This window comes from Lysinibacillus phoenicis (genome assembly GCF_047238325.1).
Classification (GTDB): domain Bacteria; phylum Bacillota; class Bacilli; order Bacillales_A; family Planococcaceae; genus Lysinibacillus; species Lysinibacillus irui.
In genome coordinates this window covers 4,003,017-4,020,108 of record NZ_JBDFMP010000002.1, presented here as the reverse complement: position 1 = coordinate 4,020,108, position 17,092 = coordinate 4,003,017, and the positions used below count along the sequence as shown (strand labels likewise).

Sequence of the window (17,092 nt, the reverse complement as noted above, 5' to 3'; positions counted from 1 at the left end):
TTGTTTTACAACAAAAAAACCAAATTTAAAGGAGGAGACAACAATATGTCTCGTTATACAGGTCCATCTTGGAAATTATCACGTCGTCTTGGTATCTCACTAAGCGGTACAGGTAAAGAAATCGAAAAACGCCCTTACGCACCAGGTCAACACGGTCCAAACCAACGTAAAAAATTATCAGAATACGGTTTACAACTTCAAGAGAAGCAAAAACTTCGTCATATGTATGGTATGAACGAACGTCAATTCCGTACTCTATTTGACCGCGCTGGTAAAATGAAAGGTGTTCACGGTGAAAACTTCATGATCCTTCTTGAAACTCGCCTTGACAACTTAGTTTACCGTTTAGGTTTAGCTCGTACTCGTCGTGGAGCTCGTCAATTAGTTAACCACGGTCACATCTTAGTAGATGGCAAACGCGTTGATATCCCATCATACAGCGTAAAACCAGGTCAAACGATTTCTCTTCGTGAAAAATCTCAAAACCTTGCTGTTGTTACAGAAGCAATCGAAGTAAACAACTTCGTACCTGACTACGTAACATTTGATGCTGACAAAAAAGAAGGTACATTCACTCGCCTTCCAGAGCGCTCTGAATTATCAGCTGAAATCAACGAAGCATTCATCGTAGAGTACTACTCTCGTTAATCTTTTTGATTTGTCAATCAACGATTTTATAAACCCCCGAAACGATTTGTTTCAGGGGTTTTTTCGTTATTCAATTAAAAGTTGTTTGTACATGACTGATAAACCAGCACTATTGTATTTTTCAGCTACCCATTCACCTTGCTTTTGCACAATACTTCGCCTCAAAAAATCCATAACCCTTTTTAATGATCCATAATAGTTATTAAAGTTGATTGAGAAGTTCTTCTCATTAGTTGTTTTTTTCGTTTTATTCTCAGAAGCAGTCCAACTATTAGATAAAGGAATGTTGTTATGATCCCTGCTGTTGGGGAAACAAGAAATTCCTTCCCTTGTGCAACTTGAATATATCCTTCAAAAATGTGTGGATTGACAAGTGCATCTTCTGTCGTATGCATAAGAACGATTGGCCAAATACTTTTCGTTAGCAGATAAATCTCTGTGTACATAACTGTCCAGAAAATCATCGTGACAATCCCTACTATCGCAAATAACCACCTGTTAACCGGAAGTACACTGATTATGAAGTGTCTCCCTTAGGTTGCCCTGGAATAAATCTGTCTACCAAAACACCCAGCCAACCACATACAAGCACGATTGCTATAAAAATAATTATGTATCTTTTAGCCCTCACTTACAATGGACCTTCTTTATGATGAAGAATTGAAAGTGTATGGGCCAAGGTGTTTGGATGCAGAGCAAGATGTTAGGCTATTCCTTGGAAAGAATACCAACATGTTAAAGCTAGTGCACCTAAATGACATATACTTAACCTCACCCATTCATCGAAAATGTTTTCACTGAAATATTATTCAGCAAAATTTCAATTAACTCTGTTAAAAACAATTATATTTTCACTATATAGCTGTATAAGCTTAAACAAATATTATTTTTCTCCAATTTGTAGTATCACCACAAAACGTGACAGCTTTATGTACTTTAAAATAGTATTACACCTTTCCAAAATAACATTTTCACTACCATTATAATAAAAACAAATATCAGTTATTTACTATTCTAACAACTCCTAAAATAGAACCGTTTTCCAAAAAATATATTTTATTTTTATAGTAAAATATTTATGAACCATATCAATTTCAATATTCTTATACAAAACACATCCAACATACTCTATAAACCAGTTAACTTTTTTGTAAAATAATAACATGAATAAAATTAACAATTTTAATAAAAATACGAGTTGAACTTTTACAAAAAATAGAATACGATGAATTCCGAAAGGTGGTACACCATCATTCAAGCAATAATAATTTTTAAAAAGGGGTTGGAAATATGTCAGACGTTCTAAAGCAATTTGTTATGCCGAAAACAAACTTATTTGGACCTGGAGCAATTCAAGAAGTTGGTAAACGCTTAAATGATTTAGAAGTGAAAAAGACATTAATCGTAACAGATGAGGGCTTGCACAAATTAGGTCTCTCTGAACAAATTGCAAATATCATTACAGCTGCTGGAATTGATGTAGCAATTTTCCCTAAAGCAGAACCAAATCCAACAGATCAAAACATTGAAGAGGGCGTTGCAGTGTATCATGCAGAAAGCTGTGATTCAATCGTTTCTCTTGGAGGAGGTAGCGCTCACGATGCAGCAAAAGGTATCGGACTTATTGCTTCGAATGGTGGACGCATTCACGATTATGAAGGCGTTGATCAATCACAAAATCCACTTGTGCCATTAATTGCGATTAATACAACTGCTGGTACTGCTAGTGAAATGACTCGTTTCACTATTATTACGGATACAGCAAGAAAAGTAAAAATGGCCATTGTTGATAAACATGTGACACCGTTACTTTCCATTAATGATCCTGAATTAATGATTGGTTTACCTCCTGCACTAACAGCAGCTACTGGGGTTGATGCACTAACACATGCTATTGAATCATTTGTTTCGACAAATGCAACCCCAATTACGGATGCTTGTGCAGAAAAGGTACTTCAACTTATCCCTGAATACCTTCCTCGTGCCTATGCAAATGGTGGCGACTTAGAAGCACGTGAGCAAATGGTTTATGCTCAATTTTTAGCTGGTATGGCCTTCAATAACGCTTCACTTGGGTATGTCCATGCAATTGCTCATCAGTTAGGCGGTTACTACAATCTACCTCATGGTGTATGTAATGCTATTTTATTGCCACATGTTTGCCGCTTCAATGTAACTGCACGTACTGAGCGATTTGCTCGTATTGCTGAGTTATTAGGTGAAAACGTGGATGGTTTAAGTAAACGTGATGCTGCTGAAAAAGCAATTACAGCCATCGAAAAACTATCAAAAGATTTAAATATTCCTAGCGGCTTCCGTGAATTAGGGGCAAAAGATGAAGATATTGAAATCTTGGCTAAAAATGCAATGTTAGATGTTTGTGCTGAGACAAATCCTCGTAAAGCAACATTAGAGGATATTAAACAAATCATCACAAATGCAATGGGGCCTGTAGCGAAAAAAGAGGAGTCCCTCGAAGCAATCGCACTTTCTTAATGAGGGAATCAAGGTGGAGAAACATTGTTTTCTCCACCTTTTTTTATGACTTTGGCATACATGATATTGTCTACACTAAAAACTCTCGTTATACTTTTCTTAAAAAGAATAGGAGACCGTTATGCGATTAATTTCAATTTGTCCTAGCAATACAGAGCTCGTCGCCTATTTAGGACTGACTGACCAGCTTGTTGGAGTGGATGATTTCTCCGATTGGCCATCAACTGTAAAAGATTTACCACAACTTGGCCCAGATTTATCAATTCATATGGACGCTTTAGAGGCATTAGCACCCGATCTTGTCCTTGCTTCCTTAAGTGTGCCTGGTATGGAAAAAAATATCGAGGAATTACAAAAAAGAAATATCCCTCATATTGTTTTTAATGCCAACTCATTAGAGGAAATCGCACAGGATCTACTGACCCTTGGGAGAGCCTGTGATGTAGAAAAACGCGCCAAAGTAATCATGGATGAATACTTACAATCGATTAAAGAGATGCGCTCTATTGCACAAACGATTGCCAAGAAACCTAGCGTCTATTGGGAATGGTGGCCTAACCCTATTTTTACACCTGGAAAAATAAATTGGCTAACAGAAATTAGTGCAATTGCTGGAGGAGTCAATCTATTCCAAGATGTAGAGTTAGCCAGTGTTCAAACAAATTGGGCTGATATCATTAAGCGAAATCCCGACTACATTATGATGGCTTGGGTAGGTGTAGCTTTTGAACGGATACAACCAGCCATTTTATTAAAACGTCCACATGCCCAAGAGCTACATGCCATTCAAATGGAACGTCTTCATGTGATGGAAGAATGGCTTTATTGTCGCCCATCTCCTCGTCTTATTGAAGGAGCTATAAAGCTTGCTAAAATGCTACACCCTCAAGAATATGAGCATATAGAACATCCAAGTTTTTTATAGGAAGAAAAAACAACATCCCCTCTATTTACAGGGATGTTGTTTTAGACAATAAAATTATACGAATTTCACCATATGATATTTTTTCTTACCACGACGGACAATACTGAATGCATCCTCTAGACGATCCTTCGCCTCAAAAACGTACTCTAAATCAGTCACTTTTTCACCATTCACACTAATCGCACCATTCGATACGTCCTCACGTGCTTGACGTTTTGAAGATGAAATACCTGCCTCTACAAGAAGGTCCACAATATTTTTGTCCTCTTTCGCCATTTCAATAGAAGGAACATCTTTAAAAGCATCCTTCATTTCATCGGCCGATAGTGCTTTTAAATCTCCTGAGAATAAAGCTGCCGTAATACGGATGGCTTGTTCCAATGCCTCTTGACCATGAATTAAACGAGTCATTTCTTCGGCAAGTGCTTTTTGTGCCTTACGTAAATGTGGCTCTTCCTCTACTGAAACTGCTAAAGATTCAATTTCTTCACGAGATAGGAATGTAAAGATTTTTAAGTATTTGATTACATCTGCATCCGCAGCATTGATCCAAAATTGGTAGAATTCATAAGGAGATGTTTTCTTGGCATCTAACCATACAGCACCACCTGCTGTTTTACCAAATTTTGTACCATCTGCTTTTGTTACTAAAGGAATCGTAATACCGAAGGCTTTTGTTTCTTCCTCATGTGTTTTACGAATAACCTCTAAACCTGTAGTAATATTCCCCCACTGGTCAGATCCACCTACTTGGATTCGGCAATTGTAGTGATTGTATAAATGGTTATAATCAATACCTTGAATTAACGTATACGCAAATTCTGTGAAAGAAATTCCTGTGTCAAGACGAGAAGCAATTGTATCTTTCGCTAACATGTAGTTCACGTTAATTAATTTTCCGTAATCACGTAAAAATTCAATTGTGTTGATATTGCCAATCCAATCACGATTGTTCACAAGCTGTGCACCATTGCCATCTTCAGCAAAATCAAAAATACGTTCTAATTGGCTTCTGATCCCTTGGACATTTTGATCGATTTGCTCAACTGTTTGTAATTGACGCTCTTCTGAACGGCCAGATGGGTCACCAATCATTCCTGTCGCACCACCAACAAGTAAAATTGGACGGTGACCAGCCTTTTGGAAGCGACGAAGTGTTAAAAGTGGCACAATATGGCCAATATGCATAGAGTCAGCAGTTGGATCTACACCACAATATAAAGATACAGATTGTTCATCTAACAGTTTTGCCATGCCTTCAGCATCTGTTTGTTGGTATAGTAAACCACGCCATTCTAAATCTTGTAATAATTCATTTGTCATGTTGATTCCTCCTAAAATGGTTGAAATTCATTACGTGCATGGACATTATTCGATAAAAAAAGTCCCTACACGCAAACAATTGCATGCAGGGACGTTAAGTTGCAAACTAACGCGGTACCACCCGGCTTGAAGATGTCATCCACCTTCCACTTCATTCAATCGCCTTTATCGCAGGCGCGCACGTCTAAGCTCCAAGTACGTAATTCGTCTCTACATTATGACCAGTTTTCACCAACCACTGGCTCTCTAAACAGGGAATATAAACACTACTGCAAACTCTTCCTCACTAGAAAACTATAAATATAATTCTATACGAATCTTTTTCATTGTCAATAACTATGTTCGCTCTAAAACAATATGTGCTATAATAAACAAGATTTTAGGAGGTCGATACATTGAAAGATTGGATTGAAAAAATCAATGCAAAGATCGATGAATTACTAGAACAAAAATGGATGAAGAAATTACGTATTTCAGGTAGTGTTACCTGGAACTTATTTTTACTATTTTTAGTCTTTGCATTGCTTGGCACTGTATTTGTCGGTTCAGTAGGAGCTGGTTATTTTGCTTCTCTTGTAAAAGAAGAGCCATTGCGCTCTAAAGAAGAATTACGAAATCAGATTTTTAGCTATGAAGAAACCAGTGAAATTTATTTTGCCAACGATATTTATATCGGGAAATTACGAACAGATTTAGATCGACGTGAAACCTCACTCAGCAATGTTGCCCCAGATGTAGTTAACGCTGTTCTCGCAACAGAGGATGAGTATTTCCGTGAACATAACGGCATCGTACCAAAAGCTGTTATTCGTGGGTTATTACAGGATGTCACAAACTCTGCAACACAAACTGGTGGATCTACCCTTACTCAACAACTTATAAAAAACCAAGTATTAACAAATGAAGTATCCTATGAACGTAAAGCAAAAGAAATTTTACTTGCTATGCGCTTAGAACATTTTATGACGAAGGAAGAAATATTAGAGGCTTATTTAAATATTATTCCGTATGGTCGTAACTCTTCAGGACGAAATATCGCAGGTGTTGAAACAGCTGCTGAAGGAATTTTTGGAGTAAAAGCGAAAGAATTGTCACTTCCACAAGCTGCGTACATAGCTGGTATTCCACAGGCCCCATTTGCCTATACACCATTTACGAATACTGGGGAGCTAAAAAGTGAGGAAGCTTTAAAACCAGGTATTGATCGTATGAAAACAGTACTATATCGTATGAAAGAAGCTGGTTATATTGACGATGCACAGTATAAAGAAGCGTTAGACTATGATATCGCTGCAGATTTCCGAGGACCTGAAATGCGTGCCGAGGATCGATATCCATGGCTAACATATGAACTTGAAGCTCGTGCAAAAGAAATTATTGCTGAAAAACTAGCAAAAGAAGATGGGGTTGACCCAGAACGATTAAAGACAGAGAAAAAAATAAAGGATAAATATACGATTTTAGCAGATCGAGATGTTCGTTCGAAGGGATATCGTATTTATTCAACGATTAATAAAGATATGTATGATTCGATGCAAAAAGCAGCGAAAGACTTCCAGTATTATGGCCATACGTACACAGGTAAAGGGAAAGACCCTGTAACGGGTGAAGAAATTGATATTGAGATGCCCGTTCAAGTAGGAAGTATTTTAATAGAAAACTCAACAGGTCGTATTTTAAGCTTTGTCGGAGGTCGAGATTTTAAAACAACTCAGGTAAACCACGCAACACAAGCTTATCGTTCTAACGGTTCGACGATGAAACCACTACTTGTTTATGGTCCAGCCATAGAATACGGGGTTATCGGTGCAGGTAGCCCATTAGTTGACGTGAAATTCTCTATTGGTAAATGGAGCCCAAGCAACTATATTACGAGTGATGAGCGAGGACTTATTCCTGCACGTGAAGCTTTAGCAGACTCTCAAAACATATCGGCGTTACGTTTATATAATGATATTATTAATAGACGCCCCGCTGAACTGTTAGTAAAAATGGGATTCACAAAATTACACCCAGATGACTTCACTAACCTAGCAACTGGTATTGGTGCTTTAAGTGAAGGGACTACTGTAGAAGAAAATACAAATGCTTTTGCAACTTTTGCAAATGGTGGTCAATTCGTCGACGCCTATATGATTGATCGAATCGAAGATCAAGAAGGAAATATTATTTACCAGCATGAGGTGGAACCAGTACAAGTATTTAGTCCAGAAACGTCTTATATCGTGACAGATATGATGCGTGATGTCCTAACTAAAGGAACTGGTACGATGGCACGTAATACATTAAAATTTTCTTCTGATTTCGCTGCAAAAACAGGGACATCTCAAGATTATAAAGATGTTTGGTTAGTTGGTTATAACCCAAATGTTTCTCTAGGTGTTTGGATGGGATACGATCAACCTCGTCCACTTAATGTATTTAATAACACGTATTTACAACCAAGTGTTCGTGTGAATAAACTATGGGGAACTTTAATGAATGCCGTTTATGATGCGGATCCTCAGTTAATTGATCCTCCTACAAGCTTTAAGGCACCTAAAAATGTTGTCACTGCTTCATTCTGTGGTATTTCAGGTATGGCTCCTTCTACGGCTTGTGCGAATGCGGGTCTTGTGCGTTCTGATTTATTTAATGCGAAAGTATTTTTACCATCACAACCAGATGATAGCTTAGCCTCTTCAAGTGTTGTGACGATTAAAGGAAAAACCTATAATGCTCTACCAAATACACCAGCAGAATTTGTTAAATCAGGTGGTGCAGGCATTAATCAAGCCTTTATTAAACGAATGTTAGGTAGACTTGGCGGAAACCCTGCTAGTCTTTTACCAAAAAATTCAACATTATCAAATTCATCGGTATCAGCAGTTGATTTCCCAGCGGATGGTAGTCCTCCAGCAGCGGTATCAGCTTCAGTAAATGGTTCTACTTTATCTTGGTCAGGGTCATCAAACGATGTTGTCGGTTATCGTATCTATAACGTTACGAACGGTGGTAACACACTTGTAACATCTGTGTTAGAGTCAACGCAAAGTATTACTGTTGCTAGTGGACAAGCTTATGTGGTGGTCGCTGTAGATATTACAGGATTAACATCACCACAATCTAATGTTGTTTCTACTGGAGGTAGTGAGGATAAACCTGACCCAGAGGAAAACAACGATCAAGAGCAAATACCACCAACAACGCCACCTACTAATGGCAATGGCTCCAACAACGGTAATGGGTCGGGTAATAACGGAAACGGTTCAAATAACGGCAATGGCTCCGGGAACAATGGTAATGGATCAACTAATGGCGATGGTTCTGACAACAATGGTAACGGCTCAAATAGCGGCAATGGTTCTGGTGGCGATGGTGGCTCAGGTCATCCTGGAGATGGCACAAACGGAGGAGACAGTGGCAATACGACTCCTACCGAAACATCAAAACGATAATCAAGTCGGCGTCTTGTTATTATGAGACAGGATTTTTGATAGCGTTCAGCTATTTCAACATAAACAGACTTATTACACTTCATTTTTGATTTGTAGTAAGTCTGTTTTTTTGTCATTATAAAGAGGACTACTATTTTAAAGGGGTGGAAGAAAATGAATATATTAGTTTTAGGCGGGACACGCTTTTTTGGTAAAAAGCTAGTGGAACTTTGTATTGAAAATGGTCATGATGTAACGATTTTAACACGCGGTCAAAGTGGTAATCCCTTTGGTCCCAATGTTAAGCAGTTAGTAGCAAATCGAAATGATCAGGAAGCTTTAGCACAAGTCTTATCTGATAAAAAGTGGGATATTGTCTATGATAATATTTGCTATTCTCCTAATGAAGCACAAGTAATTTGCGATTTATTGAAGGGAAAAACCCAAAAGCTCGTCTTTACATCTACTCTTTCAACCTATGAAATAGATGGCAAGATGAAGAAGGAAGAAGACTTCGATCCATATCATTATCAAATTCGCATGGGACACAAAGAGGAATTTTCTTATGGGGAAGGAAAACGACAAGCAGAGGCTGTTCTATTTAAAGAGGCTTCGTTCCCTGTTGTTGCCGTCCGCTTTCCAATTGTTATGGGTGAACATGATTATACGCGCCGTCTACATTTTCATATCGAACGTATTTTACAGAATCAACCGATCACATTACCGAACATTGATGCTAAGATGAGTTATATTACTGATGAGGAAGCCGCTGCATTTTTATATTTTGCTGGCGTTACCCCTATTGAAGGTCCATACAATGCGACAGCATCTGGTACTATATCGCTCAAAGATTTAATAACGCTTATTGAAGAAGTGAGTGGTAAACATGCAAAAATATCGCTTGTTGGCGGTGATGAAACATCACGATCACCATATGGGGTACCTGCCGATTGGTATATGTCGAATGCAAAAGCAGAGACAGCAGGATTTACATTTAGCCAGCTTGAAGATTGGCTACCAAAACTGGTGATAACATTAGTAAAACAGCTCCAATAAACAATACAAAGAATCTGCTGTCATCTAGCAGATTCTTTGTCATTAGATTAATGTAAAATGGTCTTTAAAATAGCAACTGCTTTGTCAATCTCTTCCTTCGATACAGTTAATGGTGGTAGGAGACGAATGACATTCGGTCCCGCTCCGACTAACAAAAGCCCCTTCTCCTCTGCTGCTGCAATATAGGACGCTACCTCTATGTCACCACAACCAATTCCTAACAGTAGGCCCTGTCCTTGAATTGTATAGCTAGAAGGTAAATGAGCTTTTAGTTGTGCCACAAAATAGGCTGATGCTTCCTGTACCTGCTGAAGAAATACTGGCTCGAAAACATGATCTAAAATAGCCTGTGCTACATTCATTGCAAGAGGGTTTCCACCAAATGTTGTACCATGTGTTCCAGGACTAAATGTAGCATGAAGCTCGGTAGTCCCTAACATGGCACCTACAGGGAAACCGCCTCCTAACCCTTTTGCCAATGTCATAATATGTGGCTTTAATATAGTTTGTTCATAGGCATAGCGAGTCCCTGTTCGCCCAATACCAGTTTGTACTTCATCAACAATTAGAAGTATTCCTTTGTCAGCGCAGGCTTTTGCAATAGCTGCAGCGAATTCTGCTGATACACAATTGACACCGCCCTCTCCTTGAATCATCTCTAGCATAATAGCAGCCACCGAATCATCAATGGCAGCTTCAAGTGCAGCCACATCATTGAATGGCAAAATCGTAAATTTTTCTACAAGTGGTCCAAAGCCATTATGTATTTTGCCTTGACCTGTTGCAGACATTGCTCCAAAGGTACGACCATGGAAGGATTTTTCGAACGTAACAATATGATGTTTTCCTGTATGTTTCCGTGCTAATTTGATGGCCGCTTCATTTGCCTCTGCCCCACTATTACAGAAAAAAGCATGAGCGAAGTGGGTATTGGCGATTAATTTTTGCGCTACCTTCTCCTGTCCAGGTATTTCAAAAAGGTTCGATATATGCCATAGCTTTTCACTTTGCTCTTGTAATGCCTGCACAATGGCCGGATGGGCATGACCAAGACTTGCTACAGCAATGCCACTTGTAAAATCTAAATATTGTTTGCCTGCAGAATCTTCAACAACGGTCCCCTGTCCTTTGACAATTTGTGCACGACGTTTACCGTAGTTCCCGAATAAAGCACTCATGTTATCATCTCCACTATCATTTGAAATAGTTTTCTTTTAACAACTATACTTCTGGTAATATTTTATTAGAACACTAGGAAGATTGAATTTTAATTGAAGCGACAATCGTTGTACCGATTAATGCTTCATCCACTATTTGTACAGATGGTATACCAGCGTGTAAACAGTCGATAGCTCCTTGTACTTTTGGAATCATCCCACCATTTATATGGCCTTGTTCTATCCATTGGTCGATGAGAGAAGGTGTAGCGATTGTTTGATATTCATGATGAATACGAATACCACTCACATCCGTTACTAATAATAAACTATCTGCTCCTACTGCTAACGCTATGTCACTTGCTACTGTATCACCATTAATATTAAGAGCCTGGCCTGAATCAGTAGCTCCTACACAAGCAATAACAGGCACAATTCCTATATCCAGAAAAGTTTCAAGTAAGGCTGCATTAACCGTTTTGATTGCTCCAACATAGCCATAAACATCTTGATCTAAAAAATCAGCGACCATTATCTGACCATCAAAGCCGTTTAATCCAACAGCTGCGATACCTGCATTTGTTAATTCATGAACTAAGGCTGGATTTACCTGACCTATTAGAGTTGATTGTACAACCTTCATTGCAGCCTCATTTGTGACGCGTATTCCATTTAATGAATGCGATGATATGCCTTGAGCAGTAAGTTCTCGGTTAATGGCTGGACCACCACCATGGGTAATAATAAGCTCTACTCCGCTTTCTCGAAGTTTTTTAAAGTTGTCAAAGAAAGCTTCATTTAACCCCTCCAGCGTACTGCCTCCAAGCTTGATCACCATACGTTTACGAGCGGTACGATGCATTGATTTGGACGTAGTCATACGTTAAGTCACATCCCCAAGCATGCCCCTTGCCGTCACCAACCCCAAGGGACACATAGATTTTTACTTCATGCATTTTTAATATTTGAATTAGCTCGTCTTCAGAAAAAGGAATAGGCTCTCCATTTTCAACCATTGTTGCACCACCGATTTGAATAGTAATTTTATCTGGGTCAACCGTTGCCCCACTATAACCAACCGCAGCAATAATACGTCCCCAGTTAGCATCACAGCCAAAGACAGCAGTTTTCACAAGTGGTGAACCGACAACAGTTTTAGCAATTTTACGTGCCTCCTCATCTGAAATGGCCCCAACAACTTCCACTTCAATAAGCTTCGTAGCTCCCTCTCCATCTTTTGCAATCATTTTTGCCAAATCTTCAGCTACTGTTTTCAATGTGTAATAGAAGTTTTGCCAATCTGGATGCTCTGGTGATAGAGGATTATTTTCTGCTAAGCCATTAGCTAATACAACCACTGTGTCGTTGGTTGATGTATCCCCATCAACTGTAATGGCGTTAAATGTTAAATTAGTAATAGTTGATAAAGCTGCTTGTAATACTTCAGATTCAATATTGGCATCTGTTGTAATAAAACCTAGCATTGTTGCCATATTTGGTTCAATCATACCTGAACCCTTTGCAACACCAGCAATAATGACCTCCTTACCATCTACAATGGTGCTATAGCACGTATTTTTCATAACAGTATCTGTCGTCAAAATAGCCTGAGCAAAGTCAATGGCACATTCTAAATTGTCCTTTGGCTCTAATTGTTGGATGCCGTTAGCTACAGGCTCCAGTTTCAGCATTTCACCAATAACACCTGTAGAGCAAACTCCTACCAAGTTCGATGAAATCCCTAATTTTTCTGCAGCTAGCGCTTGCATCGTTTGAGCATCCTTTATACCTTGTTTTCCAGTACAAGCATTTGCGTTACCAGAATTAACAATCATCGCTTGCATTTTCTTCGTTGTATAAACAACTTCCTTTGTCACTTTTAATGGTGCTGCTTGAACAGCATTTGTGGTAAAAACACCTGCTACACTTGCTGGTACTTCACTTACTAACAGCGCTAAATCCTTTTTCTTATGCTTCAAACCACAGTGTAGTCCCGCCGCTTTAAAGCCTTTTGGTGAAACAATATTTTTACTGGATAATTTTTTCATTACAGTCGTTGAAGTAGTAACTGTCATCCTTCATTCCTCCTTAGAAATTAAGATTCTTCCTTGCTATTAAATAAAGAACGGTACGACATCTAATCCTGTCGTTTGCGGTAAATCAAATTGTACATTCATATTTTGGATTGCTTGCCCTGCTGCTCCTTTGACAAGATTATCGATGACACTGACGATGGTTGCCCGATTTGTACGAGCATCTACATTTACTAAAATATCGCAATAGTTCGATCCCTTTACGCGATTTGTTCCTAAACTATTAGCATCCGTCACAATTCGTAAAAATGGATGTTTTTCATAGGCTGTCTTTAAACAAGCAATTAGCTGGGCCTCCGTAATACCAGGCATAACAGAAGCATAGGATGTTGCCAAAATTCCTCGTGTCATTGGAATTAAATGTGTATTAAAAGTAATGGTCGTATCGACATGAGCAAACATGGAAAGTGCCTGTTCTATTTCGGGTATATGCTGATGTGTATTAACTTTGTAAATAGAAAGGTTCTCATTCGCCTCACTGAAATGGGTCGTTTGTGACGGCTTATTACCGGCTCCTGAAATTCCACTCTTAGCATCAATGACTAAAAAGCTTGGATCAATTAATCGCTCTTTGATGAGTGGCAGTAAAGATAGTAATACGGCTGTAGGGTAACAACCCGGATTAGCAATAAGTGTTGCTTGCCGTATACGTTCTGTATTCCATTCGGTTAAACCATATACACTTTGCTGAACACTATTAGCTGGCGCAGCCTTTTTGCCATACCATGCTTCATAACTTGCTAAATCTTTTAATCTGAAATCGCCAGACAAATCTATTAATTTTGGTCCTTTGCCAACCAAAGGCGGTAAAAGCTCACTTGTCACGCCTGAGGGTGTACTAGTAAAGACAACATCAAATTTTTCTAACGCGTCATAAGCTATTTTTTTTAACGGTGTATCGACTATCGTAACAAGATGACCAAATTTTGAAGAAAAAAGAACTCCCTCTTCCGAAGAAGTAAATAATTCAATTCGATCAACAGCTGGATGATTATGTAAAAACCGAATAAGCTCTAACCCACCATATCCAGTTGCTCCCACAATACCTACTTTCAATGCACTCACCTCTGAAATAAGTTAAAAATAGTATACGATTGCATAAATATTAAGTCAACTGAATTTTTATTTATTTAGATGTTTTTTTCTTCTTAGGATATTTCAATTTTCTAAAGCTTTTGTAGCATTGTCAATTCATAAAAAAGAAGGCAAGAATCCTTTCGTCCATTAAATGAATTCTTGCCTTCCTTTTATGCAAATACTGTATAAATATCAATTATTGTCTTAGGACACCTCATTAGTCTTCCATTGTCGATAAGTCACCAGTTGGCAAATTTAACTCCCACGCTTTTAACACACGACGCATAATTTTCCCACTACGTGTTTTAGGCAATTTATCCTTAAATTCGATTTCTCGTGGGGCTGCATGAGCCGACAAACCTTTCTTCACAAATTCACGAATATCTTCAATCATTGCAGTAGAAGGCTCTACTCCTTCTCGTAAGGATACAAAGGCCTTAATGATTTCTCCACGTACTGGATCAGGTTTCCCGATCACACCTGCTTCGATGATATCTGGATGCTCAAGTAGTTTGCTTTCTACTTCAAATGGCCCAACACGCTCTCCAGCAGTCATGATAACATCATCCACTCGACCTTGGAACCAGAAGTAACCATCATCATCCATAAATGCAGAATCTCCAGATACATACCATTCTCCTTTTAAGAAATAAGATTCATAGCGTTCTGGATTACCCCAAATTTGGCGCATCATGGCTGGCCATCCCCGTCGAATAGCTAGATTTCCCATTGTAAAAGGTGGTACTTCATTGCCAGCGTCATCGACAATCGTTGCATGAATACCAGGAAGAGGTTTTCCCATTGAACCTGGCTTAATATCCATCGAAGGATAGTTGCAAATCATATGAGCTCCTGTCTCTGTCATCCACCATGTGTCATGTATACGATGTCCTAATTCCTCCATTCCCCAACGAATAACTTCGGGATTCAATGGTTCCCCAACTGATAATACATGGCGTAAAGAAGTAAGATCATACCTTTCAAGCAAGCCACTACCTGCACCCATCAGCATACGAAATGCAGTTGGTGCACTATACCATACTGTTACACTATAATCCTCAATGGCTTGATACCATGCCTGTGGAGAAAATCTTCCACCTACAATTAGCATCGTGACACCGTTTAACCAAGGACCAAAAATACCATAGGCTGTCCCTGTCACCCATCCAGGATCAGCTGTACACCAATAAATATCATCTTCACGTAAATCTAGTACCCATTGTGTTGATTGAAATTGTTGAATCATAGCATTATGGACATGCAATACACCCTTTGGTGCGCCAGTTGAGCCAGAGGTATAGTGAAGAATCATCCCATCTTCTCTGTCAACCCATACGATATCAAAAATGGCCGAAGCTTCTTTTAAATGTTTATTAAAGTCAAGAATTTGAGCTGATTCCTCTATTTCCTCACCGACTAAAAAGACATGCTCCAATTTAGGTAATTTGTCTAAAGGTACACGTTCAAGTAATGCTGGTGTAGTGACTAATACTTTCGCCTCACTATCTGCTAGCCGATCATATACAGCACCTTCCATAAAAGCTTCAAACAAAGGGCCTACAATAACACCCATTTTCAGCGCACCTAATATTGAAAAGTAAAGCTCAGGTGAACGTGGCATAAAAATAAATAAGCGATCACCTTTTTGCAAATTAGTAGCTGTTTTAAAAACATTTGCTGCCTTGTTTGTTAACCTTTTCATTTCATTAAAAGAATATGCTTCTTTTCGTTTACCATCATTAAAATAAAGCGCTACCTTATTTTTACGATGTGTTTCTGTATGGCGATCTATAGCCTCATACGCCATATTTACTAATCCTGTTTCGAACCAGTTAAATGCTTTTTCGGTGTTAGCCCAGTTGTGTGATTTTGCCACTTCCTCATAATTCATTAAATAATGCTGACCAGGTAAAGCCCTTAACTTCTCCTTCATTTTCATCCCCATGAAAACTACCCCTTTCTTTGCTTTTGCTTTTGACTATATTTCCAACAATCCCCCTGTTGAAATATAAAAAATTATGACAAAAGCAAAATGAATATGCAGCTATTGTTATATAACAGATTAACGTCATAATAATGATAAAATCCCTAATCACACTACTTTTATCTGTTAAATAACAGAAGCAATATAATTCTATTTTACACGAATTTCAATAGATTGTCTTAATATTTTCACTTTTCCAAAAATACAGGTATATTTTGCAAAAATAAGCGTTTTTCCGCAAGAAATCAGCTATAATGGAATTATTAAACTCAGGTGGTGTAATTATGGAACATAAAAAAACTTTTTTTTCTGTCACAAAGGAAACAAAGCATGGTACGGTGTATGTGGAAGGACCTGTACCTCCAGAAAAATTAGCTACATATTCATTCCATGAAGGCTTGGTTGCCTTCAGACCTCCAAAACAGCAGCAACAAGCCATCATAGAGATTGCAGGACTTCCAGAGGGCCGAATTATTATTATTCGAAACGAAGATATTATCGTAGGCTATGTTACCTATCTTTATCCTGATCCACTTGAACGATGGGCAGAAGATCGAATTGAAGACATGATTGAATTAGGCGCCATTGAAGTCATTCCAGACTATCGGGGTACTGGTGCAGGGAAGGCTTTGCTAGCCGTTTCATTTATGGGTGATGAAATGGAAGACTATCTTGTGATTACTACCGAGTATTATTGGCATTGGGACTTAAAAGGAACTGGTTTAAATGTTTGGGACTACCGCAAAATGATGGAGAAAATGATGAGCTCTGTCGGCTTCGAATATTTTGCCACGGATGATCCCGAAATTACATCACATCCAGCCAATTGCCTTATGGCACGTGAAGGGAAACGAGTGCCTCCTGAGACAATGGAAAGATTTGATAGGCTTCGTTTTAAAAATCGTTTCATGTATTAA

Annotated in this window: 13 protein-coding genes and 1 other annotated feature; of the genes, 6 read left to right on the top strand and 7 right to left on the bottom strand. The window is 38.6% G+C overall.

Features of this window, described 5'->3' with window-relative positions; all coding sequences use genetic code 11:
• Positions 1-45: 45 nt before the first annotated feature.
• Positions 46-648: a 30S ribosomal protein S4 gene (gene rpsD, locus ABC382_RS21600; RefSeq protein WP_274794097.1), complete on the top strand. Its 603-nt coding sequence runs from the start codon at positions 46-48 to the stop codon at positions 646-648.
• A gap of 182 nt (positions 649-830) precedes the next feature.
• Here rpsD and ABC382_RS21595 read toward each other — a convergent pair whose 3' ends face one another.
• Complete coding sequence (locus ABC382_RS21595; protein ID WP_312506609.1) at positions 831-1,112, bottom strand: hypothetical protein; 282 nt, start codon at positions 1,110-1,112, stop codon at positions 831-833.
• Positions 1,113-1,938: 826 nt separating this feature from the next.
• Here ABC382_RS21595 and ABC382_RS21590 point away from each other — a divergent pair.
• On the top strand, positions 1,939-3,144 hold the full coding sequence (locus ABC382_RS21590; protein WP_274794099.1) for an iron-containing alcohol dehydrogenase: 1,206 nt from the start codon (positions 1,939-1,941) through the stop codon (positions 3,142-3,144).
• A 121-nt stretch (positions 3,145-3,265) separates the two neighbouring features.
• Positions 3,266-4,069, top strand: a complete 804-nt coding sequence (locus tag ABC382_RS21585; RefSeq protein WP_322611805.1) for a cobalamin-binding protein — start codon at positions 3,266-3,268, stop codon at positions 4,067-4,069.
• Between the two features lie 54 nt (positions 4,070-4,123).
• Here the strand turns inward: ABC382_RS21585 and tyrS are convergent, their stop codons facing one another.
• On the bottom strand, positions 4,124-5,392 hold the full coding sequence (gene tyrS, locus ABC382_RS21580) for a tyrosine--tRNA ligase (RefSeq protein WP_322611804.1): 1,269 nt from the start codon (positions 5,390-5,392) through the stop codon (positions 4,124-4,126).
• 84 nt (positions 5,393-5,476) lie between these two features.
• Positions 5,477-5,685 (bottom strand) — a binding site (T-box leader).
• A gap of 102 nt (positions 5,686-5,787) precedes the next feature.
• On the opposite strand from tyrS, the gene ABC382_RS21575 reads away from it, so the two are divergent.
• Positions 5,788-8,829 carry a transglycosylase domain-containing protein gene (locus ABC382_RS21575; RefSeq protein ID WP_322611803.1) on the top strand — a complete coding sequence of 1,014 codons (3,042 nt, stop codon included), beginning with the start codon at positions 5,788-5,790 and terminating at the stop codon, positions 8,827-8,829.
• A 153-nt stretch (positions 8,830-8,982) separates the two neighbouring features.
• A complete protein-coding gene (locus tag ABC382_RS21570) occupies positions 8,983-9,864 on the top strand; it encodes an NAD-dependent epimerase/dehydratase family protein (RefSeq protein ID WP_322611802.1) in 882 nt (293 codons plus the stop codon).
• A 47-nt stretch (positions 9,865-9,911) separates the two neighbouring features.
• On the opposite strand, the gene argD is transcribed toward ABC382_RS21570, so the two are convergent.
• The 5 genes from argD to acsA form a co-directional block, all read right to left on the bottom strand.
• Positions 9,912-11,042: an acetylornithine transaminase gene (argD, locus tag ABC382_RS21565; RefSeq protein WP_322611801.1), complete on the bottom strand. Its 1,131-nt coding sequence runs from the start codon at positions 11,040-11,042 to the stop codon at positions 9,912-9,914.
• A gap of 73 nt (positions 11,043-11,115) precedes the next feature.
• Entirely contained in the window at positions 11,116-11,901 is a 786-nt protein-coding gene (gene argB, locus ABC382_RS21560; RefSeq protein ID WP_322611800.1) for an acetylglutamate kinase, read from the bottom strand.
• The gene (gene argJ / locus ABC382_RS21555; protein WP_322611799.1) at positions 11,864-13,096 is read right to left on the bottom strand and encodes a bifunctional glutamate N-acetyltransferase/amino-acid acetyltransferase ArgJ; all 1,233 of its coding nucleotides are present in this window, start codon (positions 13,094-13,096) and stop codon (positions 11,864-11,866) included. The genes argB and argJ overlap by 38 nt, the downstream gene beginning before the upstream one ends.
• 39 nt (positions 13,097-13,135) lie before the next feature.
• A complete protein-coding gene (argC, locus tag ABC382_RS21550; RefSeq protein ID WP_322611798.1) occupies positions 13,136-14,170 on the bottom strand; it encodes an N-acetyl-gamma-glutamyl-phosphate reductase in 1,035 nt (344 codons plus the stop codon).
• 238 nt (positions 14,171-14,408) lie between these two features.
• Entirely contained in the window at positions 14,409-16,136 is a 1,728-nt protein-coding gene (gene acsA, locus ABC382_RS21545; protein ID WP_396631754.1) for an acetate--CoA ligase, read from the bottom strand.
• 323 nt (positions 16,137-16,459) lie between these two features.
• Here acsA and ABC382_RS21540 point away from each other — a divergent pair, with 323 nt between their 5' ends.
• Positions 16,460-17,092, top strand: coding sequence for a GNAT family N-acetyltransferase (locus ABC382_RS21540; protein WP_274794108.1), 633 nt, complete (start codon positions 16,460-16,462; stop codon positions 17,090-17,092).

Excerpts from the sequence above, each read along its gene's own strand:
- rpsD (WP_274794097.1), top strand. The coding sequence starts at position 46 with ATGTCTCGTTATACAGGTCCATCTTGGAAATTATCACGTCGTCTTGGT.
- ABC382_RS21595 (WP_312506609.1), bottom strand. The coding sequence starts at position 1,112 with ATGATTTTCTGGACAGTTATGTACACAGAGATTTATCTGCTAACGAAA.
- ABC382_RS21590 (WP_274794099.1), top strand. The coding sequence starts at position 1,939 with ATGTCAGACGTTCTAAAGCAATTTGTTATGCCGAAAACAAACTTATTT.
- ABC382_RS21585 (WP_322611805.1), top strand. The coding sequence starts at position 3,266 with ATGCGATTAATTTCAATTTGTCCTAGCAATACAGAGCTCGTCGCCTAT.
- tyrS (WP_322611804.1), bottom strand. The coding sequence starts at position 5,392 with ATGACAAATGAATTATTACAAGATTTAGAATGGCGTGGTTTACTATAC.
- ABC382_RS21570 (WP_322611802.1), top strand. The coding sequence starts at position 8,983 with ATGAATATATTAGTTTTAGGCGGGACACGCTTTTTTGGTAAAAAGCTA.
- argD (WP_322611801.1), bottom strand. The coding sequence starts at position 11,042 with ATGAGTGCTTTATTCGGGAACTACGGTAAACGTCGTGCACAAATTGTC.
- argB (WP_322611800.1), bottom strand. The coding sequence starts at position 11,901 with ATGACTACGTCCAAATCAATGCATCGTACCGCTCGTAAACGTATGGTG.
- argJ (WP_322611799.1), bottom strand. The coding sequence starts at position 13,096 with ATGACAGTTACTACTTCAACGACTGTAATGAAAAAATTATCCAGTAAA.
- acsA (WP_396631754.1), bottom strand. The coding sequence starts at position 16,136 with ATGGGGATGAAAATGAAGGAGAAGTTAAGGGCTTTACCTGGTCAGCAT.
- ABC382_RS21540 (WP_274794108.1), top strand. The coding sequence starts at position 16,460 with ATGGAACATAAAAAAACTTTTTTTTCTGTCACAAAGGAAACAAAGCAT.